Genomic DNA, 21,080 nt, shown 5'->3' on the forward strand with positions numbered 1-21,080 from the left:
GGTCAGCGCCCCTCGAAACGTGCTGCGCCCGGTCCCTCGGCGGCCAGCGAGTCCAGTCCGATCTGCAGGTCGTGAGACGCCCAGATACTTTCTTGCAGGTCATGCATCGCCTCGTCGGTAGCGGTCACGCCATGCGAAATGGCATGGGAGACGATCGCTTTGGTGGAGGCGTGGGCGACGGTGGGCCCGGCGGCGAGCTCATGGGCAAGCGCGCTGCTAACCGCGTCGAGTTGCGCGTCGGGCACCACACGGTTGATGATGTTCCACCGCTCCAGCGTGCGCGCATCGTAACGGCGTCCCAACAGCGCCATCTCCTTGGCCCGCGCCGCGCCGGCGCGCTGGGTGACACGTTGAATGGCGCCCATCAACGGGTTCAACCCGAGCGAGGCCTCAATGTTGCCGATCTTCGCTGACTCGCTGGCGACGACCAGATCGCACGCCAGTGCCAGCTCCAGGCCACCACCGAGGCATGCTCCATGCACGGCGGCGACCATCGGAATCGGCAATGCGTCGAATTCGCGCAGCAGGTCGAGGACGGGCAGGTTCGGTGCCTGTCCGCGGCGCGCACTGTCGAACAGCGCGACATCAGCGCCCGCACAGAAATTGCGCAGGCTGCTGCGCAGCAGTACGGCGCGTGCTCGCTGCTCGGCGGCCCAGCGGACACCCTCGATCAAGGCGGCGAACAGCGCGGTTCCTAGGAAATTGTGCGGAGCGTGCTGCATGGTCAGCACCGCTACCCGGCCGTCCATCACGCGGGCCACCGGCGGTGAATCCCGGTCGGGCGCGTGCACCGGCGGTATCGCGCCAGTGGGCTGCTCCACGGTCTGTTCGGTCATGACGATCCCTTTCATTGCTATGTCGTCCGTAATACTTATTACTCTCGGCACGGTATTTTGTTCCCGTCTGTACCGTCAATCACTATGTAGGTTGGCTGACATGGCGAGCCGTAGCGACAGCGGGACCGGATACTCGCCGCGGCGCGACGGCTGTTCGGCGAGCTCGGCCATTTCGGCCCCTGTCCGCCGCAACATGGCCCGGCTTCGCCGAACTCGTCGCGGCACCGACCACCCGACTGGTCGAAAAAGGCCTCCCGGACGAGCGCGTCGGCGCGCTGGCGTCGTACAAAGGGGGCAGTCGTTTCGAGCTCGCCGCCCGTGGCGCGCGACGCTGGTTTGGTGCCACGCGTAGTACTACAGTCGCGGCAGGATCGGCATACAAGGAGGTCGCGACGAACCCTCAGGATCCGTTCGGTCACAGTCCGTTCAGCTACGAGGCCCTTAGCTACGATCCGCTCGGCCGCGTTCACCCTACCGCGCCGCCGCCGGGACAACCGGTGGGTCGGCCCCTCCCGCCGCCAAGCCCGCCGACCAACACCTTCGCAACCCTGTCGCTGGTGTTTGCGTTCGTATTCGCGCCCGCCGGTGCGGTTTTCGGTCATCTGGGTCTCGCGCAGATCCGCCGCACCGGCGAGCTCGGGCGCGACCGCGCGCTGATCGGCTTGTCGGTGTCATACGCGGTGATCGTGCTTACCGTCGTCGCGCTGACCGGATGGGTCACCTTGAACACTCTGCACGCCTCGACGACGCGCCGGGCCGCGCCGCCCGCGACGACCGCCGCCCCGATCACCACCACCGAGGCCCCGCCGGCACCGAAAATGGCACCCGATGAGGTGATCAAGCTACTGCCCCACCTCGAAACCCTGAAAAGCCTTGCCTCCGACCAGAATCTGCAGCCAGGGCAGACTTGGGACCGGCCGGCCAAGAGCGATCAAGACGCGACAATCGACCGCCCGCAGTGTTGGGGAAGCATGATTCCCGGCGCACCCGAGGCCTACACCCTCGACGCGATTCTGCGGTATCGCGGCGAAGCCTTCTCCGACACGCAGAGCCTGCTGAAATCGATCCAGATCACTCAGGTGGTCATCGCCTTTCGCGATTCCCCCACCGCCCGATCACAAGTCGCGACGCTGGTCGACGGCTGGCGGGAGTGCGGTGGCGCCTCGGTGACATTGACCGCCCGCGGCGGGCCTACCTACACGGTGTCGCTGAGCCCTCCGGCCGACGCCGGCAACGGCATCACCACGATGGATCTGGCACCCAAGGGTCTGAAGGTGCGTTTTGTGCGGGCGGCGGCGGCCAAGGCCAACGTGGTCGTCGACCTGCAGGTCGTCAGCCTCGGCACGACCGATGCCAGCGCGCCCCGGCAAATCGCCGTCAGCATCGCCAACTACATCCTCAACAAGATTCCCGACTGACCATCCGGTCGCGTCTGCCCCAGTACGGTGAGCGACATGAAATATGTCGACGTCGACGGAGTGGGCCGGGTCAGCCGGATCGGGCTGGGAACCTGGCAGTTCGGCTCGCGCGAGTGGGGCTACGGGGACGACTACGCCGCCGGCGCCGCCCGCGACATCGTGCAGCGCGCTCGCGCAAGGGGTGTGACGCTGTTCGACACCGCTGAGATATACGGGCTGGGCAAGAGCGAACGGATCCTCGGCGAGGCCCTCGGCGACGAGCGCGCCGAGGTCGCGGTGGCCAGCAAGATCATGCCCATCGCGCCGTTTCCCGCCGTGATCAAGCAGCGTGAGCGCGCTAGCGCGCGGCGGCTGCAGTTGGACCGCATTCCGCTCTACCAGATCCACCAGGCCAACCCGCTGGTGCCCGATTCGGTGATCATGCCGGGGATGCGCGACCTGCTCGACAGCGGTGATATCGGTGCGGCCGGGGTCTCGAACTATTCGCTGGAACGCTGGCAGAAAGCCGACGCCGCGCTGGGCCGGCCCGTCATCAGCAACCAGGTCCACTTCTCGCTCGCCTTCCCCAAGGCGCTGAAGAATCTGGTGCCGTTCGCCGAGCGGGAAAACCGGATCGTGATCGCCTACAGTCCACTCGAGCAGGGGCTGCTGGGCGGCAAGTACGGCGTTGACAACCGTCCCGGCGGCATCCGCGCGATCAATTCACTGTTCGGCACCGAGAACTTGCGACGCCTGGAGCCGCTGCTGCAGCTGCTGCGCGACGTGGCCAAGGACGTTGACGCGCAGCCGGCGCAGGTGGCGCTGGCCTGGCTGATCAGTTATCCGGGCGTCGTCGCCATTCCCGGCGCGTCCAGCGTCGAGCAGCTCGAATTCAACGTGGCCGCCGCCGACATCGAATTGCCCACGGAGTCGAGGGACGCGCTGACTGAAACGGCGCTGGCGTTCCGTCCGGTGCCACCCCTGCGCTTTGTGACCGACCTGGCGCGAGAACGGCTCAGTCGTCACTGAGCCGGGCTGAGAACGGCGGCGCTCGCGGGGCCACCTCGCGCCACCACCAGCGGCATCGATGTGGAGGCACTGGTACGCAAGATCATGTGCACCACCTCGATGAGGTCTTCGACCGGCATCAACTTGCCCGGCATGCAGCCGCGCTGCACCCACAGTGGGTAGGCCTGCATCGCCAGGTCCGTATCCCAGCCGACGTTCATTCCGGTCGCCCCATCCCCCTCGCCGCCCGGGCACTCCCCGACGATCAGGTTGGTGAAGCCGATGTCGGGGTGCTCGGCGCGCCACGCCTCGACGAGTCGTTCCAAGGCCGCCTTGCTGACCCCGTAGGCGCCCAGGCCGGGCCACGCCGGCCCGTACGGGCCGGCGTCGCTGGACAGGTAGATCACCTTGCCGGTCGACGCCATCAGGTGCGGCAACGCCGCCGCCGTCACCAACGACGCCCCGATCACGTTGGTGTCGAAGATTCGGCGCCACGTGTCGGCACCGGTGTCGACCATGCGCACCAGCGGGCTGATCGCGGGCGTGTACACCACGTTGTCGATCCCACCCAGGGCCCCGGCGGCCCTGTCGAGAGACGATCGAATCGATGCCTCGTCGGTGATGTCGCAGGCAAGGGCGATCGCATCCGGCCCCGCCTCCTTAGCGGCCGTTTCGAGGCGCTCCAGGCGCCGAGCGACCAAGGCGACGCTTTCCCCGCGCTGCCCAAGTCCCACGCCGATGCAACGCCCGAGCCCGCTCGATGCGCCGACAACTACTGTCCTTGACATATTTGCCCTCTCCTGTAACGAGCCCGCTGCAGCCACAGCGTATCGAGCAGGGGTTCGGCATGTCACTGCCGGGCAGTTCACGCCCGGCGTGTCCGGCGCAGGGATCGCTCGACCGAGAATCGGGCCACGGCATCACGCCCGCCCATTTTCTGTTGGTACATCGCCGCATCGGCGCGCGCAGTGACCGAAGAGACCGGTTCTCCGGGCAGGGCGATGGTCGCGCCGACGCTCAGGGTGGCACGGATTGCGTGTCCCCCGACGTCGACGGGTTCGGCGGCGCGGCCGCGGATCTTCTCGGCGGTGTTGGCGACCTCGTCGCTGCCGCGGACACCGGGCAGCAAGACCAGGATTTCGTCGCCGCCGGTCCGCCCGACGGTGTCTTCTCGGCGGACGCTTTCGCGGATCCGCGAAGCAAGTGTGGCCAGCACCACGTCGCCGACGCCGTGTCCCCAGGTGTCGTTGATGTCCTTGAAGTGGTCGACATCGCAGAACAGGATGCCAACGTAGGTCCCGGCCGGCCGTGGCTCTTGCAGCGCGACTTCGAGCCGCCCGATGGTCTCGGCCCGGTTGGCCAGGCCGGTCAGCGTGTCGAAGCGGGCCAATCGTTCCAGACGCTGCTCGGCTTCGACCTGATCATCGGCGAGGCGCAGCGCGGCGATCACGCCGTCGGTCTTGCCGTCGGCGTCGACATACGGCTTCGCGTGCCCATCGACCCAGCGGTATCCGGAGTCGACGGACAGGATGCGGAATCGCTGGATGACCGCCTCGCCGTCAGCGACGCGCCGCAGTGCCGCTTGCAGGGTGTTGCGATCGTCGGGATGGACGCGGTCGCTGAAACCCGAGTTGAGCCAGCGCTGCGGTGGGCCACCCAGCGCGGCCGCGACCGACGGCGACACCCACGCGGCGTTACGACCGTGCAGATGCACGATGACGTCGACGGCGTTGTCGGCCAGGATCCGGTACCGCATCTCGGCATTCGCGCGCAACTTGCTGACCTGCTCCTTGTCAATCAGCAGACGTTGCTCACGCTGACTGAAGTAGAACGAGATCGCCCCGACGACGAGCGTCCCGACCACGATCGACAGGCTCCATTCCGCGTGGTCGCCGCGCAGGCCGATGCCGAGGAAGGTCAGCCGGGACAGCGCCACGACGATGGGGAACGCAGCCAGGATGACCACCAATCGGACCAGCGAGCGCCAATCGGGCCGGCTGAAGAGCCAGGCGAGCGGAAACCGGTCCGGGCGAGCCAGCGACACCGCCCCGGCGAGCAGCAGCAGGGCCACGGCGGTCGAGAGGGCCTGGCCGGTGGAAGCGGACACGCCGACCAGAGCGATCGCGTCGAACAGGTAGGCGGCGGCGGTGACCAGCGGACCGGCCGCCCCCACCAGGAGACTTATCGGGAAGATCCACCGCGTCCCGCGCTCGACTCGCATCAACGCCACCGCGATGGCCATGAACAGCAGCGGCATCGCCGTCTGCGGGCTCGGCCGCCCGGGCGAGGACGCTTGCCGCAGCCGCACCGCGTCGGGAAACCACAGTTGGTCCAGGCCGAACGAGCTGGCGGTGGCGTACTCGGCGAGCACGATGACACTAAACCCGATCACCGCCACGGCCAGAAGCCGACCCGCCCATACTCGCCACCACGACGGCGACCCCTGCTGCAGTAGCGTCGCCACGCCGAGCCCAGCAAGGCACAACGCCGTCCACGGGGTCATCACCGGCCAGGTCGGATAGACCCGCATCAACAGATCGACGTCGGCCAGCCAACCCAGCCAGGTGGCCGTCGCGACGACGACGACGATGGTCGCCTCCGCCCGGGTGAACCACATCAGCACCGACCGCAGCCGCCCGTCCCGGCCGGGTTCGTCCATCAACCGTCCTCCCTGGCGCTCGGCGTCGGACCACGTCGTCCGTCACCTACGCGGAAAGACTATTTTGCGCCGAGAGGCCGATCAATGTCATCTGATCGACCGGACCGCTCAGCCGGCGTGCTCGGTGCCCAAGGCTTGCAGGACCACCGCGCTGTGCGCATCCACCGTCAGGGGGCCTCCCCCGGGCACTTCGTCGGCCGGTGTCGCGTCGTCGGGGCCGGTGAAGACCACAACTTGCCAGGAAGCGCCGAATTCTTTTGGTGGAAGCGTGAATTCGAGTGGCTCGTAGTGGGCATTGAAACACAGCAGGAAGGAGTCGTCGAGGACTCGCTGCCCCCGGGTGTCGCGGTCGGTTATGCCGTGGCCGTTGAGAAAAACCGTGACGGATTTCGCGTAGCTGGTGCCCCAATCCTCGTCGGTCATCTCGTCTCCGTCGGGGGTGAACCAGGCGATGTCGGGCAGGCCGTCCTGCCCGCGGCGCCCCACCGGCTTACCCGAGAAGAACCGCCGCCTGCGAAACACCGGGTGACTCGCACGCAACGCCGAAACCGTGCGGGTGAACTCCAACAGGCCGGTGTCGGCGGCGGCCCAGTCGATCCAGGTGAGCTCGCTGTCCTGGCAATACCCGTTGTTGTTGCCCTGCTGCGTGCGACCGAGCTCGTCGCCGTGGCAGATCATCGGAACGCCTTGGGACAGCAGCAATGTGGTCAGGAAGTTGCGCTGCTGACGCGCACGCAGCTCGTTGATCCCGGGGTCGTCAGTGGGTCCCTCGACCCCGCAGTTCCAGGAGCGGTTGTGGCTCTCGCCGTCGTTGTTGTCCTCGCCGTTGGCCTCGTTGTGTTTCTCGTTGTAGGAGACCAGATCACGCAGCGTGAATCCGTCGTGGGCGATGACGAAGTTGATGGAGGCCACCGGCCGGCGGCCGGTGTGCTCGTAGAGGTCGGCTGATCCGGATAGTCGATAGGCGAATTCGTCGAGTGTCGCGGGTTCGCCGCGCCAGAAATCGCGGACGGTGTCGCGGTATTTCCCATTCCATTCCGTCCACTGCGGTGGGAAACCACCCACTTGATAACCACCGGGTCCGACGTCCCAGGGTTCGGCGATGAGCTTGACCTGGCTGACGGTCGGATCCTGTTGGACGAGCTCGAAGAACGCCGCCAGCCGGTCGACGTCGTAGAACTCCCGGGCCAGGGTCGAGGCCAGGTCGAACCGGAAGCCGTCGACGTGCATTTCGGTGACCCAGTACCGCAGCGAATCCATGATCAGTTGCAGCGCATGCGGATGGCCGACGTTGAGGCTGTTTCCGGTTCCGGTGTAGTCCATGTAGTACTGCTTGTCGTCGTCGACGAGCCGGTAATACGCCGGGTTGTCGATGCCACGCATCGACAAGGTGGGCCCCATGTGGTTGCCCTCGGCGGTGTGGTTGTAGACGACGTCGAGGATCACCTCGATGCCCGCCTCGTGCAGCGTGCGCACCATCGCCTTGAACTCCTGCACCTGCCCGCCCGGCGAACTGCCGGTGGAGTACTTGAAGTCGGGGGCGAAGAAGCCAATTGTGTTGTAGCCCCAGTAATTTGACAGGCCTCGTTCGACCAAAGTGGAGTCGTTGGCGAAGTGGTGCACCGGCATCAGCTCGATCGCGGTGACACCCAGGCTCTTGAGGTGGTCGATGATCGCCGGGTGGGCCACCGCGCCATAGGTGCCGCGCATCTGTTCGGGAATGTCGGGATGGGTCTGTGTCAGACCCTTGACGTGCGCCTCGTAGATGACCGTGTCGGCGTACTCGTGGCCCGGTGGGCGGTCGTTGCCCCAGTCGAAGTACGGGTTGATCACCACCGACTTGGGCATGCTCGCCGCCGAGTCATCGTCGTTGCGGCTGTCGGGATCGCCGAAGTTGTAGCTGAACAGCGATTGGTTCCAGTCGAAGGTACCGTCGATGGCCTTCGAGTACGGGTCCAGCAGCAACTTGTTCGGGTTGCAGCGCAGCCCCTCGGTGGGTTGGTACGGGCCATGCACCCGGTAGCCGTACCGCTGTCCGGGTTCGATGGCCGGTATGTAGCCATGCCAGACGAAGTAGTCGATCTCGGGCAGGGTGATTCGTGTTTCGGTCCCGCTGGCGTCGAACAGGCACAGCTCGACCCGCTCGGCGATTTCGCTGAAGAGGGTGAAGTTGGTGCCGGCGCCATCGTAGGTGGCGCCGAGGGGGTACGCCTTGCCCGGCCACAATTCACCGGTGGGCGTGGGAGCAGGGCCGTCGGCTGTAGTCATGGCGCACTTGATACCCGAGCCAAACCACGGCCAAACAACTGTTCGAAATACGCAGTCCCAGTGGGGGATTCAGCTACGGCTTGAGCATGACCTTGACGGCCCCGTCTTGCTTCTTCTGGAATATCTCGTAGCCGTGCGGGGCCTTCTCGAGCGGCAGCACATGCGTGGCGAAGTCATCGACGCCGAGGGGGTCGTCGTCGGTCAGCAACGGCATGATGTCGTCGATCCACCGCTTCACGTTGGCCTGCCCCATGCGCAGGGTCAGCTGCTTGTCGAAGAGGGTGAGCATCGGCAGCGGATCTGCCATGCCGCCGTAAACTCCGATCAGCGAGATCGTTCCGCCGCGTCGCACGATATCGATCGCGGAGTACAGCGCATTGAGCCGGTCCACGCCGGCGGTCTGCATGAACCGCTTGGCGATCGCGTCGGGTAGCACCGCGGTGGCCTGCTGCGCGAACTTGGCAGCCGGGGAACCGTGCGCCTCCATGCCCACCGCGTCGATCACCGAGTCGGCGCCACGGCCGTCGGTCAGGTCTCTGATCGCATCGCCCAGCGAGGAGTCGAGATGCCCAAGATCGATGGTGTGGATACCGCGCTTGGCGGCGCGGGCCAGGCGCTCGGCTACCAGGTCGACGGCGATGACGCGGTAGCCGAGATGATCGGCGATCCGCGCGGCCATGTCACCGATCGGGCCCAACCCGAGCACGGCTACCGTACCGCCATCGGGGATGTCGGCGTAGGCTACCGCCTGCCACGCGGTCGGCAACACATCGGAGAGGTATACGAACCGCGAATCAGGTGGTCCCACAGGGACTTTGATATGGGTGAACTGGGCTTGCGGCACGCGCAGCAGTTCGGCCTGGCCACCGGGGACCGCGCCGTAAAGCTCCGAGTAGCCGAACAGAGCCGCGCCCATGCCCTGGTCGTGCACTTGGGTGGTTTCGCACTGGGTGAACAGCTGCTGATCGCACATGTGGCAGCGACCGCAGGAGATCTGGAACGGGATCACCACCCGGTCGCCGACCCGTAAGTCGCCGGTCTCCGGTCCGGTCTCGCGGACGATTCCCATCGGCTCGTGTCCAAGGATGTCGCCCGGTTTCATGAAGGCCCCGAGGATCTCGTACAGATGGAGGTCGGACCCGCAGATGTTCGTCGAGGTGACCTCGATGATCGCGTCGGTGGGCTGTTCGATCTTCGGGTCGGGCACCGACTCCACGCGGACGTCGCGTTTGCCGTGCCAGGTGACAGCTTTCATGCGCCCTCCTAGGTTCGAGACACCTGGCTGGTACCCGGTTGCCGCATGTCGAAACCGCGTCTTGCGGCCGCACCCGAACGCGGGCTGGAGGGCCAGCCAAAGGTTTTAAGGCGCAGTGATTTTGGACTTTTAGCGATGCCGCCGTTTGAGCGGATGTTCGCTGTTGATCAGCGACCGCGCCAGGTCGGTGACCTTGATGTTGGATTGTTGGGATAATCGGGTGAGTAACTCGAACGCCTCGACGGCGTCGAGATTGAAGCGCTCCATGACGATCCCTTTGGCCTGGCCGATCAGGTCGCGCGAGGCCAGAGCGCTACGAAACTGGTCGTGGCGGCGCAGCATCGACCATGCCAATGCGACATGGGTGGCGAAGACGCCGCCCAGCTCCACTGAGTCCGCGGTGAAAGCGTGCGGTTTTTCGGCATAGAAATTCAGCGCCCCGGTCGAGCTGCCCTCGACGAACAACTCGTAGGACAGGACCGAGCGGATCGGCGTGTGGTCGAGGGCGTACTTTCGGTAGCGCGGCCACCGGTGATCGGCGCTGAGGTCCGCGACGTGCATCATGTGGTGTTCCCACGCGGCCGCGACGCATGGGCCTTCCCGATACCGGTCCTGGACGCGGTCGAGCTCGGTCGCGTACTCGTGCGTGGCCGCCACCGTGCTGACCGCTTTTCCGTCGGCCAACGTGATACCCGCGCACCGACTGCCGGTAACGTGTCGCGTGCCGTTCTCGATCAGTTCCCGCAGACCCACCCCCGTGTCCGTGCCATCGCGATCCAAACTGGCAACCAGCTCGGCGAGCTGAGCAACAACGGTGGTGTTGTCTTCTGGCATGAGATCACCCATTCAGGACGCTTGATCGCCCCGGGCGCTCGACGTGCCTCCGAGTTGATGTGGAGCAACGTCCATCATATCCGCGCGACGAAGGGCGGCGGCGCCAACGAGGGCCGGCGGCCAATCAGGACAATGAACGAAACCGATGGCCAGCCAACGAAGGCCCTCTGGGACATGTTGGCAGTCAACGCATTTCACTATTGCAGTGCCCCGCCCCCGTGCGACGCCGGATCGACTTAGACTCGTACGGATGAGCTCGATCGTGATCGTCGGAAGCGGCTTCACCGGATACACCTGCGCCCACCAGTTGGCTCGGATGCTGCGCCGAAAGCATGCGACCGCCGACATCACCATCATCTCGCCGGTCGATTACATGCTGTACACGCCGCTGCTGCCCGACGTTGCCGGCGGCGTCGTCGACGCCCGCTTTGTGGCCATACCGTTGGCGGACGCGCTGAAAGGCGTTCGCGCGGTGCGGGGCCGGGTTGACGACGTGGACTTCGCCGCGCGAACCGTGACCTATTGCGACCCCGAGGAGCGCCAACACTCGATGTCCTGGGATCGGCTGGTGCTCACCCCGGGGTCGGTGACCCGGTTGTTCGATGTTCCCGGGCTCGCGACGCACGCGCGCGGCCTGAAGACCACAGCGGAGGCCCTGTATCTGCGGGACCATTTCATCGAACAGCTGGAGTTGGCGGGCATCGAGGACGACCCTGCGGTCGCCGCGGCACGACGCACCGTCGTGGTGGTCGGGGCGTCATATTCCGGTACCGAACTGGTCGCCCAGCTGCGGGCGCTGGCCGACGCCGCGGCAAGACAAATGGGTTTCGATCCGGCCGATGTCAGCTTCTTGCTGCTCGACACCGCCGAGCAGGTCATGCCCGAGGTAGGCGAGAAGCTCGGGAACGCCGCGATGGCAGTATTGCGCGGCCGCGGCATCGATGTCCGTCTCGGCACCACGCTCAAGGAGGCCCACGCTGATCACGTTGTGCTCAGCGATGATTCGCGCATCGACACGCACACGATCGCCTGGGTGACCGGTGTGACAGGCGCCCCACTGATCCAAAAGCTGGGCCTGCCGACCGAGAAGGGCCGGCTGAAGGTTCAGCCCGATCTTCAAGTGCCGGGACATCTGGGGGTGTTCGCCGCGGGTGATGCGGCCGCCGTACCCGACCTGACGCAGCCCGGGAAGATCACGCCACCGACCGCGCAACACGCGATAAGGCAGGGAAAAGTGTTGGCCCGCAACGTCGCCGCCAGCCTCGGCTATGGCACAAGCAAGCAATACAAGCACCGCAACCTCGGTCTTGTCGTCGACCTCGGTCCGGGGGTATGCGGTCGCCAACCCCCTGAACGTCCACTTGTCGGGCTTACCCGCGAAACTGGTCACCCGCGCCTACCACCTGTATGCGATTCCGCGGCCACTGAATCGCTGGGCCGTGTCGTTGGCTTACCTCACCGATCTGCTGTTCACCCGATCGGTGGTGTCGATCGGGCTGTCGTCGCAGGAGGATGCGCAGTTCACGGCCGCCGAAGGCATCCCGATGCCGAAGATCAGCTGATAACCCGTTTAATTCCGTCCCGCGTCGGGCAACCGGCCAACGTGGATAGCGACAACGACGACATGCTGGATCAGGCCGAGAGCCTCGACTCCGACGAGGTCCGCAACGACGACGGCGACGAAGTGGTCGATCCTCCCGATCGGTGGATCAAGGCTGAGGAAGACGAGTCCCTCGACGAGCGCCTCGCGGCAGAAGTCCCCGATGCGGATGCGACGGCCGGCGACTCCGACGACTCCGACGTGGGCGAGGCGGCCGGCGACTCCGACGAGGACGGTGCGCTGGTCACCCTCAGCGACGACGAATTGGACCGCATCGACCCGGCCAACCATGGGCGGGAGCTTGGTCAGATCGATGGGGCGCCGGAAGACGGCGATTCTTTCTACAATGTCGAGCCCTGACAGCGAAAGCGGTTGTCCGGCCTAACCTTCGGCCGCCTGCTGCGCCTTAGCGTAAGCGAGCTGCAAAAAATCGGCCCCGGCCAAGACCGTGAAGACGCCCGCCACCAGGCGGGTGAACCGCGGCGCGAACACCAAACCGATCGTGAACGCCGTCGCGACCCACATGTCTAGACAGAACGGGCAGGTCAGCAGCTCGCCCAGACTGTGCCGCAGCGGACCGTCCTGGCGTACCTCTTCATTGAGCTCGGCCGGGCCGCCCGCGCCCGCGAAGTGGGTGAACGGCGCTCGCAGCGGACTCGTCACCGCATCCTTGGTCAAGGTTCGCGAAAGCTTGTGGGTGCCAAGAGTTATGGTTGCGAGGTCTTGCAATCGCCACTGGGATGCCACGCTGCGTCCGGTGACCGCGGCGACCATTGTCGCGGCCGCGACGAGCAGACCGTAGACGCCGAGGATGACCAGGTAACCACCCAGCGGTTGTGGCTCGTCGCCGCGGTAGACGTCGGCTTCGTGACGCGCCTCGCCAATCACCCGGCGGGGAGCCGCCGACGGTTCACTCATCTCGCACTCCTTCACGGTGGCCACAGGCGTGTCCGGCAGCACGGGTACCCAGTGCCGGGCGGCCCAATCCGTGTTCCGCACGGGATTGGAGTCACGAGCCAGGGGTATCCATTTGGACATGGATCAGTCGCAAGCACCCCTGCTGGACGCGCTGGCCGACTACCACCGCTGCAACCGTTACGGCTTCACCCCGCCGGGGCACCGCCAGGGCAGAGGAGCCGACCCGCGGGTAGTCGCGGTGCTGGGCACGGAACCTTTCCGCGACGACGTGCTCGCCACCAATGGCCTTGACGATCGGAAGAGCCGTGGAAAGTTTCTGGAGCGGGCGGAGGAGCTGATGGCCGACGCCGTCGGGGCCGACACTGCGTTCTTCTCCACCTGCGGCAGCTCGCTGTCGGTGAAGGCAGCGATGATGGCCGTCGCCGGCGACGCGGCGGGCGGGCTGCTGGTCGCGCGGGACAGCCACAAGTCGATCGTGGCGGGATTGATCTTCTCCGGAGTCCGTCCCCGCTGGATCAGCCCCCGATGGGACCGAGAGCATCATTTCTCCCACCCCCCGTCGCCCGAGCAGGTGCAGGCCGCCTGGGAGGCGCATCCGGACGCGGCCGGCGCGCTGATCGTCAGCCCGAGCCCGTATGGCACGTGTGCGGATATCGCCGGCATCGCAGAGGTCTGTCATCGGCGCAACAAGCCGCTGATCGTCGATGAGGCGTGGGGCGCGCATCTGCCGTTTCACGAAGACCTGCCGACGTGGGCGATGGACGCGGGTGCAGACGTCTGCGTGGTCAGTGTGCACAAGATGGGAGCCGGTTTCGAACAGGGCTCGGTCTTTCATTTGCAGGGCGACCTCGTCGACCCGACCCGGTTGTCTGCGTGTGCCGATCTGCTAATGACGACGAGCCCGAACGTGATGGTCTATGCGGCACTGGACGGGTGGCGCCGACAGATGGTCGAACATGGTCACGAATTGCTTACCGCCGAACTCGATCTCGCGAGCTACCTGCGGGGCCGCTTGGCCGAGATCCCCGACGTCAGGGTCCTCGAGGACGAGTTGCTCGGTACCGAGGCGTCGTGTGACCTGGACACGACACAGGTGTTGATGGACATCGCAGGCACCGGCACATCGGGATATCAGGCCGCCGACTGGTTGCGTGAACATTGCCGCCTCGACCTCGGCATGAGCGACCACCGCCGGATTCTCGCCACGATGTCGTTCGCCGACGACAAGCAGACGGCGGACCGACTACTGACGGCGATGGGCCAATGGCGACAAGCGGTAAGAGATTTCGAACCGCCGCCGCCGATTGACCTGCCGGCCCCGGACGAACTACAGCTCGAGACCGTCTGCCTGCCGCGTGACGCGTTCTTCGGCCCGACCGAGATGGTGCCCGCCGAGCGGGCCGCCGGGCGTATCTCGGCCGAGCAGATCACGCCGTATCCACCGGGTATTCCGGCGGTGGTGCCGGGTGAACGTCTCAATGACGCGGTCATTGACTATCTGCGTTCCGGCGTCGAAGCGGGCATGACGCTGCCGGATCCGGCGGACTCCACCGCTCGCCGGTTCCGGGTTGTGGCCTGAGCCCGCAGTGCGCTAGGCCGGGTCTCGACCATTGGACTTCACTGCCTTACGCAGCGCACGGTTACTGGATCGTAGATCGGTGTTCGCCGCGGACAGTTCGGCGTTGTCATCTTCGAGGTTGAGTATCCGCGCGATGCCGGCCAGATTGACCCCGGCCTCCACGAGCGTGCTGATGCGCCGCAGCCGAGCCAAGTCGTCGGCACTGTAGCGACGCGTCCCCCCTTGACTGCGGGCAGGAGCGAGCAGGCCATGACGCTCGTAGAGCCGGAGCGACTGCACGGGCACACCGGACAGTTCGGCGGCCACCGAAATACCGTAGACACCACGATCGGGTGGCGGCGCGGCGGCGTCGCCGGAGAGATCGGCCATCGAGCACCTCCTCACTCGGTCGTGTAGAAAACCTGTTTATCACACTTGCAGTCATCTTGCGATAGTGCTATATAAAACCTATGCCTTAGGGCATAGAAATGGCAGACTCGCAGCAACAGATTGGAGTGGAAAGATGACTGCAATGCTGATGCGTACCGACCCCTTCCGGGAACTGGACCGTTTCGCTCAGCAGGTGTTCGGGACGGCCGCTCGTCCCGCCGCGATGCCCATGGACGCCTGGCGCCAGGGCGAAGAGTTTGTCGTCGAGTTCGACCTACCGGGAATCGACGCCGACTCGCTGGACATCGACATCGAGCGCAATGTGGTGACCGTGCGGGCCGAACGTCCGGCCCTCGACCCCAACCGGGAGATGCTGGCCACCGAGCGCGCGCGTGGTGTGTTCAGCCGACAACTGGTGCTCGGTGAGAACCTCGACACCGACCGGATCGAGGCGTCCTACACCGAAGGCGTTCTGCGCCTACGTATCCCGGTGGCCGAAAAGGCCAAGCCGCGCAAGATCGCCATCGATCGCGGCGCCACGCACCACGTCATCGACGACCATGGCGGAAACCAGGCCCAAAAGCGGGAGGTGATCAACGCCTGACGCAGTGGCCGATCGGGACGGGCGGCCGCGATCTCGGGAATGCGCCGCCCGTCGCCGGTACCGGCCTGCGCCGACGGTTATGACATGATCTGACACGACCTCGGCGTTCAACATGCAGCGCCACTCATAGCCCCCACTGCGCGAGTCCTCGCGCCCCTGCCCATCTTCTGCGGCCGGCCGGTGCACGCGCGTGGTGGGCGGTCGTGTTGGCGATCCGAATCCGAGGAGACGAACTCCGCGATGAACTGGGACCTCAACGGCCAATCGGCCGATGTCGAACAAGCCCTCACCGGTGGCGCGCCCCAGCGGGCCGGCTGGTTTCGGTTCTACTTTGCCGACCAGCGCTGGGAATGGTCCGAACAGGTCCAGCGGATGCACGGGTACCAGCCCGGCACGGTTACGCCCACCACCGAACTGGTGTTATCGCATAAGCACCCGGATGATCGCAAACAGGTCGCGGCCACCATCGATGAAATCCTGGCAACCCACCAGGCATTCAGCACCCGCCACCGCATCATCGACACCGGCGGGCAGGTGCACCACGTCGTGGTGGTCGGCGATCAGCTGTGCGACGACACGGGTGCGGTGATCGGGACGCACGGTTTCTATGTCGACGTGTCCCCGTTGCAGCAGGAAGGCGAGGACATCGTCACCGCCAAGCTCGCCGAGATCGCCGAGCAGCGCGCCGTCATCGAGCAGGTCAAGGGAATGCTGATGCTGATCTACGGCATCGGCGACGTGGCGGCCTTCGACTTACTGAAATGGCTGTCCCAAGAAGCGAACATCAAACTGCGTCTGCTGGCCGAGCAAATCTGCGAAGACTTTCGCGGCGCTGGCCCGCGCCTGACGTCGAAGTCCGATTTCGACCATTTGCTGTTGACCGCACAACAGCGCATCGGCCAAACCGCCGATTCCTCGTCTGGTCGAGACGCGTAAGCAGCGCCCCAATTTGCCAGCCGCCGATTGCGGGGCAGCCAACGGAACACACCGCCCGCGCCGCTTATTTCTTGCTGGGAATGACGATGACGACAATCAGCGTGAGGATGGAGAAGAACAATCCCAATATTCCCCAGCCCAGCGGGTTACGACCTTTCGTCGCGGCAATCAGACCGCAGACAATCGCGGCGATGACACTGCCTATCGCAACGAAGATGCCCTTGATCCCGCGCAGGATGAATCCCGCCGCAAGCGGATCCGCACTAGCCAAAACCACCGAGTGCAACATGTTCGGTCCTTTCTTCACGAAGAACCGCTAGGGAATACCCGCGGCCCCTCGCTCCGAACCCCGTTGCGGCCGCGCGACCACTACGAGCGGTGTTGCCGGATTTGCCGGTACCAGCTCAGAGATCGTCTGAGAAATCGGCGCTGAGCCAACGATCCGGACGAATGGTGAACAACACGTTCTCGTGCCCCTCCATGCTTTTAACGAAGGCCCGTCCGGCTTCCTCGCCCAGGTAACGAATGGCGATCGATTCGAGCACATCCACTGGAGTCGGCGCGGTCGTTTCCACCACCGTGCCCTCCACGACCACGTATTGATAAGGCGGCTCTTCGCGCTGCGCAACCAAAGTCACCACCCCGGCCCGCGTGATCAGCTTGGCCTTGCGCGTTGCGGGACCGGTGGTGATCCGGATGTTGGCGCCCGGGACGTAGTCGTACCAAATCGGCACACTCGCCGGCGGACGGCCGCTCTCGGCGGCAACGGACAGCACCCCGACATGCCGGTCCGCGAGGAATTGCTGGCTTTCGCTCTCCGTGAAAGATCTCATACCCCGGCCAACGCGGGCACGTCGGCGGGCTATTCCCTACCGCGGACGACCGAGTCGACTCAGCTCAAGAACAGCGCGGGGATCTTCACAACGAGTTGATAGAGGCCGTAGCTGAACGGCACTCCCACCCATAGCCAGCTAACGACTCGTAGTGCTGTCATTCCACGCCCTCTCCGGAGGTCACGCCAGCGGGTTGCCGCGTGTCGGCCGTCGCGCCAAGGAAGTTCGGCGGCTGTGGTACCCGAATCAGCTCGTTGCAGATCACGCCGATGACCAACAGAGCCAGCATGATCATGAACGACCATCGGTACCGCTCGGGACCGGTCACGTGCGCGGCGATGCGGTTGTCGGCGATCGCATTGACGATGACCGGCCCAAGCACACCGGCGGTCGACCACGCCGTCAGCAACCTGCCGTGGATCGCACCGACTTCGAGGTAGCCGAATAGGTCACGCAGATACGCTGGGGCGGTGGAGAATCCGGCGCCGTAAAAGGACAGCAGCAGGATGCAGACCACCAGGAACAAAGGCTTGCTGCTGTTTTGGGCGACGATCAAGACGAGATAAAGCGCCGCGCCCAGACCCAGATACAGCCGGTACATGTTCTTGCGCCCAACCGTATCGGATGCCGAGCTCCACAGGATCCGTCCCAACGAATTCGCCAACGACAGCATGGCGACGAATCCGGCGGCGGCCGCCGTCAGCGCGCCGGGAGATGCCGCGTGCGGGAAGTAGTCCCGATAGATGGGTGCGGCTCGCTCCAAGATACCGATTCCCGCGGTGACGTTGAAGCACAGCACCACCCAGAGCAACCAGAATTGGGGCGTCTTGATCGCCTCGTTGGCAGTGTGATCCGGGCCGGCGGCGTGCGGCGTCTTCGCGGCAACGGTTCGAACGACGGGCGGCTCCCATCCCGGCGCCGGTACCCGAATGAGGACGATGCCCAGCGACATGAACACGGCATACACCAGCCCCATGACCAAGAACGTCGTGGCCAGGCCGTGCCGGTCGGTGCCGAACCACTTCATCAGCTGCGACGACCAGGGTGAGGCGATCAACGCCCCGCCGCCGAAGCCCATGATGGCGAACCCTGTCGCCATGCCCGGCCGGTCGGGGAACCACTTCATCAACGTGGAGACCGGTGAAATGTAGCCGATCCCGAGCCCGACGCCGCCGACGATTCCATAGCCCACGATGATCAGCCACATCTGGCCAAGCTCGGCGGCCGCGGCCGAAATCAACAAGCCGCCGCAAAAACACGACAGGGCTACCACCATCGCCCAACGGGGACCCTTCCGATCCACCGCGGTGCCGAAGACCGCCGCCGACACGCCGAGCATAACGATGCCCAGGGTGAATGGAATGGCGCTCAAAAGGCCTGACGCATGCAAAGTGTCATGCAAGGGGAGCTTGAAGACGCTCCACGAGTAGACGCTGCCGATCGCGAGATGGATGGAAAGGGCGGCGGGCGGTACAAGCCACCTATTCCACCTGGGTCCGGCAATGGTTCGACTACGAGACAACACCCCAACAGACGACATCGTCCTCTTTTCGCAGCAGGCTCATCATGCATCGGAACGCCCGCCCGTTGCCTGCCGGTAACCAATTGTTAAGCAAGGCACTGACATACGGCCGCGAGGTCGCGATGCCTTTCGGCAAGGTCACCTGATGCTAGCGAGGTGATCCAGTCGCCGAGGTCCGGGGACAGTGATGAAAACGACTGTAGTCAAAGGAGATCCGGCGTCGCACGGCCCACGATCAGCGGATGCACGATACGGGGCATACCGCGCCATACGGCGTCGTCGGCCACCAGGTCGAACCCGCAGCCGCGGACCATATCACCGATTGGGCGGTTGCAACAGCAGCCGCCGGCGAATCCGCGCCAGGCAACGAACAGGTGATCCTGCCACCGGGCCAGACGACTGGATTTCGCGCGTACGTGTTCGATGAACAGGAACTGACCCCCGGGCCGCAATACCCGTGCAATCTCACGCAAGGCGCATTCGGGATCCGTGACGGTGCACAAGACCAGCGTCGAGACGACGGTGTCGACGGACTGGTCTGCAAGCGGCAGCCGCTCCGCGGACGCATCGACGATGCGCGCCGCACGATCATGGCGCCGCAGTCTGCGGGCGAGCCTACGGCGCATGGCCGGCTCGGGCTCGGCAAGCACGAGCTCGTCGACGCCGTCGGGATAGTGCCCGACGTTGAGTCCCGTCCCGGCGCCGATTTCGAGCACACTGCCCCGGGCGCCACTGACCAGGGTGCGCCGCCGCTGCCGCATGCCCGCTAGTTCGCCCATCCAGACGAACGGGTCATACACCGAGGCCATGATCCGCAGCCAAGCGCCGGAGGGCGGACGCAGTTCGCGACGGGTGCTGGTGTCTGTCATGGCGTGAACGTAATGGCCTCCGGTGCCTACCCGCGTCGCTCAGCGAGGCCATCTTTGGCAGCTGGCCCGTTTCGGCCATCTCACAGCAATCCGAGGCGGGCGGCTTCGGCGACGGCGGCGCCGCGCGAGGTGCGACCGAGCTTGCGGCGGATGTTTGCTACATGCCGATGCACGGTGTGCGGACTCAGCACCAAATGTTCGGCGATTTCGCGATCGTGCAGGCCACGCGCGACGCAAGCGAGAATCTCCCGTTCACGAGCGGACAGCACGATGTGCTCGCCGTGGCCCAAATGCGCCGGCCGCGGCTGGCCCGACCCCAGCACCTCGCGGCAGGCGCGCGCAACGGAATCCACGTCGCCATGCCAGGGGAAGTGGGCGTTGCCGGGTAGGGAAAGCAATGCGGCACCCGCAATGCCGGCAGCGACGTCTCGCCCCAGCCGGTAGGGCACCGCGCGGTCGTCGCGGCGATGCACGACCAATGTCGGACAGCCGACCCGAGGCAGGTGCGCGCGGACGTCGAGGCGGTAGACGAGTCGCAGCAACGACGCCGCGGTTTCGGCGGTGGCCGCTTCTCGCTGCAGCCGCGCAAAGCGTTCGTGCTCCGCGGATTCGGCGGAACCCAAGAAGAGATGGCTGAGCAGGCGTGAGCCCAGTCCCCAATGCGCGCGCACCGCCGCGACGATCGCGTCGCTCACCTCCGGCTCCGTGATCGCCGAGCCGTCGGCATAGGACCCGTACAGCACCAGTCGGTCGACGCGTTCGGGATACGTTGCCGCGAAAGCTATTGCGCTGCAACTCCCGCAGGAGCCGCCCAGCAGCGATGCACGTTGCAGCCCGAGCTCGTCGAGAAGGGCACCCAACATCGCGACCTCGCCGGCCAGCGTCAGGTCCGACTCGCGCACCGCGCGATCCGACATGCCAACACCGAGCCTGTCGTAGCGGATCAGCGTATAGCCGCCGGCGACGCTTTCCCAGAAACGCCGGAATCCCGCGCTCTCCCAGTCGAGTTCGAGATGGCTGACCCACCACGCCGGAGCGACCAGAGGTGGACCGTCACCGCGTACCTCGTAAGCGACCCGCCTGGAGTCGGCGCGCAGGAACCGGATCTCGGAGTTTGCCAGCATCGCAACGAGCGTACGACGCCGTGCTGCCCTAGGAAAGGTGCGCTCGGGTGTCCGGACTAGCGGATGGTTACCGGGCCTGGATGCCGCCGGGGCCGACGATCGAGTTGCTGCCGCCGGTGTTACTGATCTGCGGGAGCCCGGCAGCCGGGCCGCTCATCCAGGTGATGTGGTTGCCGGTGCCGGTGGCTTTGATGATCGCCACGGTTTGCAGGTTCACGGTGTTGGCGATGCCGGCGACGTCGACCTCGCCGCACGATCCGTTCAGGGTTACCGTCGCGTCCTGCCCCACGATCTTGATCGGCGATTGGTTGCCGCAGTCATAGGTCACTGTCGCGACGCTGGCGTCGATCTTGGCGGGTGCCACGTCTAAGGAAACCGGCCCGCCTCCCGGTACCGCCGTCGCCGCCGGCGCACCGAGGCTCGACACCGCGAAGAGGGACATCCCCACGGTGAGTGCGCGACGAATCAT

The 21,080-nt window shown here is 65.6% G+C and carries 21 protein-coding genes and 1 pseudogene; 7 read left to right on the plus strand and 15 right to left on the minus strand.

What is annotated here, in order from left to right:
- Positions 1–2 precede the first annotated feature (2 nt).
- Positions 3–836: an enoyl-CoA hydratase/isomerase family protein gene (locus tag G6N33_RS05725; RefSeq protein WP_081662201.1), complete on the minus strand. Its 834-nt coding sequence runs from the start codon at positions 834–836 to the stop codon at positions 3–5.
- A gap of 497 nt (positions 837–1,333) precedes the next feature.
- Here G6N33_RS05725 and G6N33_RS05730 point away from each other — a divergent pair, with 497 nt between their 5' ends.
- Together G6N33_RS05730 and G6N33_RS05735 are read left to right on the plus strand one after the other, a co-directional pair.
- Positions 1,334–2,254, plus strand: coding sequence for a sensor domain-containing protein (locus G6N33_RS05730; RefSeq protein WP_231382570.1), 921 nt, complete (start codon positions 1,334–1,336; stop codon positions 2,252–2,254).
- 36 nt (positions 2,255–2,290) lie between these two features.
- Entirely contained in the window at positions 2,291–3,262 is a 972-nt protein-coding gene (locus G6N33_RS05735; protein WP_044510181.1) for an aldo/keto reductase, read from the plus strand.
- Here the strand turns inward: G6N33_RS05735 and G6N33_RS05740 are convergent.
- From G6N33_RS05740 to G6N33_RS05760, 5 genes are all read right to left on the minus strand, one after another.
- Positions 3,256–4,029 (minus strand): SDR family oxidoreductase, encoded by a 774-nt coding sequence (locus G6N33_RS05740; protein WP_044510179.1) that lies wholly within the window; start codon positions 4,027–4,029, stop codon positions 3,256–3,258. The genes G6N33_RS05735 and G6N33_RS05740 overlap by 7 nt on opposite strands.
- 77 nt (positions 4,030–4,106) lie before the next feature.
- Positions 4,107–5,900: a diguanylate cyclase domain-containing protein gene (locus tag G6N33_RS05745; protein ID WP_044510178.1), complete on the minus strand. Its 1,794-nt coding sequence runs from the start codon at positions 5,898–5,900 to the stop codon at positions 4,107–4,109.
- Positions 5,901–6,008: 108 nt separating this feature from the next.
- The gene (glgX, locus tag G6N33_RS05750; RefSeq protein ID WP_044510176.1) at positions 6,009–8,168 is read right to left on the minus strand and encodes a glycogen debranching protein GlgX; all 2,160 of its coding nucleotides are present in this window, start codon (positions 8,166–8,168) and stop codon (positions 6,009–6,011) included.
- A 73-nt stretch (positions 8,169–8,241) separates the two neighbouring features.
- Positions 8,242–9,423, minus strand: coding sequence for a zinc-dependent alcohol dehydrogenase (locus G6N33_RS05755; RefSeq protein ID WP_044510173.1), 1,182 nt, complete (start codon positions 9,421–9,423; stop codon positions 8,242–8,244).
- Between the two features lie 129 nt (positions 9,424–9,552).
- Positions 9,553–10,257 carry a GAF and ANTAR domain-containing protein gene (locus G6N33_RS05760; protein WP_044512950.1) on the minus strand — a complete coding sequence of 235 codons (705 nt, stop codon included), beginning with the start codon at positions 10,255–10,257 and terminating at the stop codon, positions 9,553–9,555.
- A 250-nt stretch (positions 10,258–10,507) separates the two neighbouring features.
- Between G6N33_RS05760 and G6N33_RS05765 the strand changes: the two are divergent.
- A pseudogene (locus G6N33_RS05765) lies at positions 10,508–11,819 on the plus strand (NAD(P)/FAD-dependent oxidoreductase).
- Positions 11,820–11,860: 41 nt separating this feature from the next.
- Entirely contained in the window at positions 11,861–12,217 is a 357-nt protein-coding gene (locus tag G6N33_RS05770) for a hypothetical protein (protein ID WP_044510171.1), read from the plus strand.
- A 21-nt stretch (positions 12,218–12,238) separates the two neighbouring features.
- On the opposite strand, the gene G6N33_RS05775 is transcribed toward G6N33_RS05770, so the two are convergent.
- Positions 12,239–12,775 (minus strand): DUF1360 domain-containing protein, encoded by a 537-nt coding sequence (locus G6N33_RS05775; protein WP_044512948.1) that lies wholly within the window; start codon positions 12,773–12,775, stop codon positions 12,239–12,241.
- A 118-nt stretch (positions 12,776–12,893) separates the two neighbouring features.
- On the opposite strand from G6N33_RS05775, the gene G6N33_RS05780 reads away from it, so the two are divergent.
- Entirely contained in the window at positions 12,894–14,354 is a 1,461-nt protein-coding gene (locus tag G6N33_RS05780; protein ID WP_044510169.1) for an aminotransferase class I/II-fold pyridoxal phosphate-dependent enzyme, read from the plus strand.
- A gap of 12 nt (positions 14,355–14,366) precedes the next feature.
- On the opposite strand, the gene G6N33_RS05785 is transcribed toward G6N33_RS05780, so the two are convergent.
- Positions 14,367–14,723, minus strand: a complete 357-nt coding sequence (locus G6N33_RS05785) for a MerR family transcriptional regulator (protein ID WP_044510167.1) — start codon at positions 14,721–14,723, stop codon at positions 14,367–14,369.
- Between the two features lie 142 nt (positions 14,724–14,865).
- On the opposite strand from G6N33_RS05785, the gene G6N33_RS05790 reads away from it, so the two are divergent.
- Both G6N33_RS05790 and G6N33_RS05795 read left to right on the plus strand, forming a co-directional pair.
- Complete coding sequence (locus G6N33_RS05790) at positions 14,866–15,327, plus strand: Hsp20/alpha crystallin family protein (RefSeq protein ID WP_044510166.1); 462 nt, start codon at positions 14,866–14,868, stop codon at positions 15,325–15,327.
- 240 nt (positions 15,328–15,567) lie between these two features.
- Positions 15,568–16,263, plus strand: a complete 696-nt coding sequence (locus G6N33_RS05795) for a PAS and ANTAR domain-containing protein (RefSeq protein WP_044510165.1) — start codon at positions 15,568–15,570, stop codon at positions 16,261–16,263.
- 64 nt (positions 16,264–16,327) lie between these two features.
- Here the strand turns inward: G6N33_RS05795 and G6N33_RS05800 are convergent, their stop codons facing one another.
- The 7 genes from G6N33_RS05800 to G6N33_RS05825 all read right to left on the minus strand — a co-directional run bounded on the left by G6N33_RS05800 (position 16,328) and on the right by G6N33_RS05825 (position 21,080).
- On the minus strand, positions 16,328–16,552 hold the full coding sequence (locus G6N33_RS05800; RefSeq protein ID WP_044510164.1) for a hypothetical protein: 225 nt from the start codon (positions 16,550–16,552) through the stop codon (positions 16,328–16,330).
- Positions 16,553–16,667: 115 nt separating this feature from the next.
- Positions 16,668–17,096 carry a pyridoxamine 5'-phosphate oxidase family protein gene (locus G6N33_RS05805; protein ID WP_044510162.1) on the minus strand — a complete coding sequence of 143 codons (429 nt, stop codon included), beginning with the start codon at positions 17,094–17,096 and terminating at the stop codon, positions 16,668–16,670.
- Between the two features lie 59 nt (positions 17,097–17,155).
- Positions 17,156–17,257, minus strand: a complete 102-nt coding sequence (locus G6N33_RS28100) for an MFS transporter small subunit (RefSeq protein WP_414538519.1) — start codon at positions 17,255–17,257, stop codon at positions 17,156–17,158.
- A complete protein-coding gene (locus G6N33_RS05810; RefSeq protein WP_044510161.1) occupies positions 17,254–18,636 on the minus strand; it encodes an OFA family MFS transporter in 1,383 nt (460 codons plus the stop codon). Before G6N33_RS05810 ends, G6N33_RS28100 begins: the two co-directional genes overlap by 4 nt.
- Positions 18,637–18,821: 185 nt before the next feature.
- Positions 18,822–19,487 (minus strand): class I SAM-dependent methyltransferase, encoded by a 666-nt coding sequence (locus G6N33_RS05815; protein ID WP_044510159.1) that lies wholly within the window; start codon positions 19,485–19,487, stop codon positions 18,822–18,824.
- Positions 19,488–19,567: 80 nt separating this feature from the next.
- A complete protein-coding gene (locus G6N33_RS05820) occupies positions 19,568–20,611 on the minus strand; it encodes an alpha/beta fold hydrolase (protein ID WP_044510157.1) in 1,044 nt (347 codons plus the stop codon).
- Between the two features lie 67 nt (positions 20,612–20,678).
- Entirely contained in the window at positions 20,679–21,080 is a 402-nt protein-coding gene (locus G6N33_RS05825; protein WP_049919194.1) for a DUF3060 domain-containing protein, read from the minus strand.

Source organism: Mycobacterium simiae, assembly GCF_010727605.1.
GTDB lineage: Bacteria > Actinomycetota > Actinomycetes > Mycobacteriales > Mycobacteriaceae > Mycobacterium > Mycobacterium simiae.

What these genes read in the sequence shown, in the direction of transcription:
- G6N33_RS05725 (WP_081662201.1), bottom strand. Translation starts at nt 836, where the DNA reads ATGACCGAACAGACCGTGGAGCAGCCCACTGGCGCGATACCGCCGGTG.
- G6N33_RS05745 (WP_044510178.1), bottom strand. Translation starts at nt 5,900, where the DNA reads ATGGACGAACCCGGCCGGGACGGGCGGCTGCGGTCGGTGCTGATGTGG.
- G6N33_RS05785 (WP_044510167.1), bottom strand. Translation starts at nt 14,723, where the DNA reads ATGGCCGATCTCTCCGGCGACGCCGCCGCGCCGCCACCCGATCGTGGT.
- G6N33_RS05805 (WP_044510162.1), bottom strand. Translation starts at nt 17,096, where the DNA reads ATGAGATCTTTCACGGAGAGCGAAAGCCAGCAATTCCTCGCGGACCGG.
- glgX (WP_044510176.1), bottom strand. Translation starts at nt 8,168, where the DNA reads ATGACTACAGCCGACGGCCCTGCTCCCACGCCCACCGGTGAATTGTGG.
- G6N33_RS05825 (WP_049919194.1), bottom strand. Translation starts at nt 21,080, where the DNA reads ATGATTCGTCGCGCACTCACCGTGGGGATGTCCCTCTTCGCGGTGTCG.
- G6N33_RS05790 (WP_044510166.1), top strand. Translation starts at nt 14,866, where the DNA reads ATGCTGATGCGTACCGACCCCTTCCGGGAACTGGACCGTTTCGCTCAG.
- G6N33_RS05760 (WP_044512950.1), bottom strand. Translation starts at nt 10,257, where the DNA reads ATGCCAGAAGACAACACCACCGTTGTTGCTCAGCTCGCCGAGCTGGTT.
- G6N33_RS05795 (WP_044510165.1), top strand. Translation starts at nt 15,568, where the DNA reads ATGAACTGGGACCTCAACGGCCAATCGGCCGATGTCGAACAAGCCCTC.
- G6N33_RS28100 (WP_414538519.1), bottom strand. Translation starts at nt 17,257, where the DNA reads ATGACAGCACTACGAGTCGTTAGCTGGCTATGGGTGGGAGTGCCGTTC.
- G6N33_RS05800 (WP_044510164.1), bottom strand. Translation starts at nt 16,552, where the DNA reads ATGTTGCACTCGGTGGTTTTGGCTAGTGCGGATCCGCTTGCGGCGGGA.
- G6N33_RS05810 (WP_044510161.1), bottom strand. Translation starts at nt 18,636, where the DNA reads ATGTCGTCTGTTGGGGTGTTGTCTCGTAGTCGAACCATTGCCGGACCC.
- G6N33_RS05755 (WP_044510173.1), bottom strand. Translation starts at nt 9,423, where the DNA reads ATGAAAGCTGTCACCTGGCACGGCAAACGCGACGTCCGCGTGGAGTCG.
- G6N33_RS05775 (WP_044512948.1), bottom strand. Translation starts at nt 12,775, where the DNA reads ATGAGTGAACCGTCGGCGGCTCCCCGCCGGGTGATTGGCGAGGCGCGT.
- G6N33_RS05815 (WP_044510159.1), bottom strand. Translation starts at nt 19,487, where the DNA reads ATGACAGACACCAGCACCCGTCGCGAACTGCGTCCGCCCTCCGGCGCT.
- G6N33_RS05820 (WP_044510157.1), bottom strand. Translation starts at nt 20,611, where the DNA reads ATGCTGGCAAACTCCGAGATCCGGTTCCTGCGCGCCGACTCCAGGCGG.
- G6N33_RS05780 (WP_044510169.1), top strand. Translation starts at nt 12,894, where the DNA reads ATGGATCAGTCGCAAGCACCCCTGCTGGACGCGCTGGCCGACTACCAC.
- G6N33_RS05740 (WP_044510179.1), bottom strand. Translation starts at nt 4,029, where the DNA reads ATGTCAAGGACAGTAGTTGTCGGCGCATCGAGCGGGCTCGGGCGTTGC.
- G6N33_RS05735 (WP_044510181.1), top strand. Translation starts at nt 2,291, where the DNA reads ATGAAATATGTCGACGTCGACGGAGTGGGCCGGGTCAGCCGGATCGGG.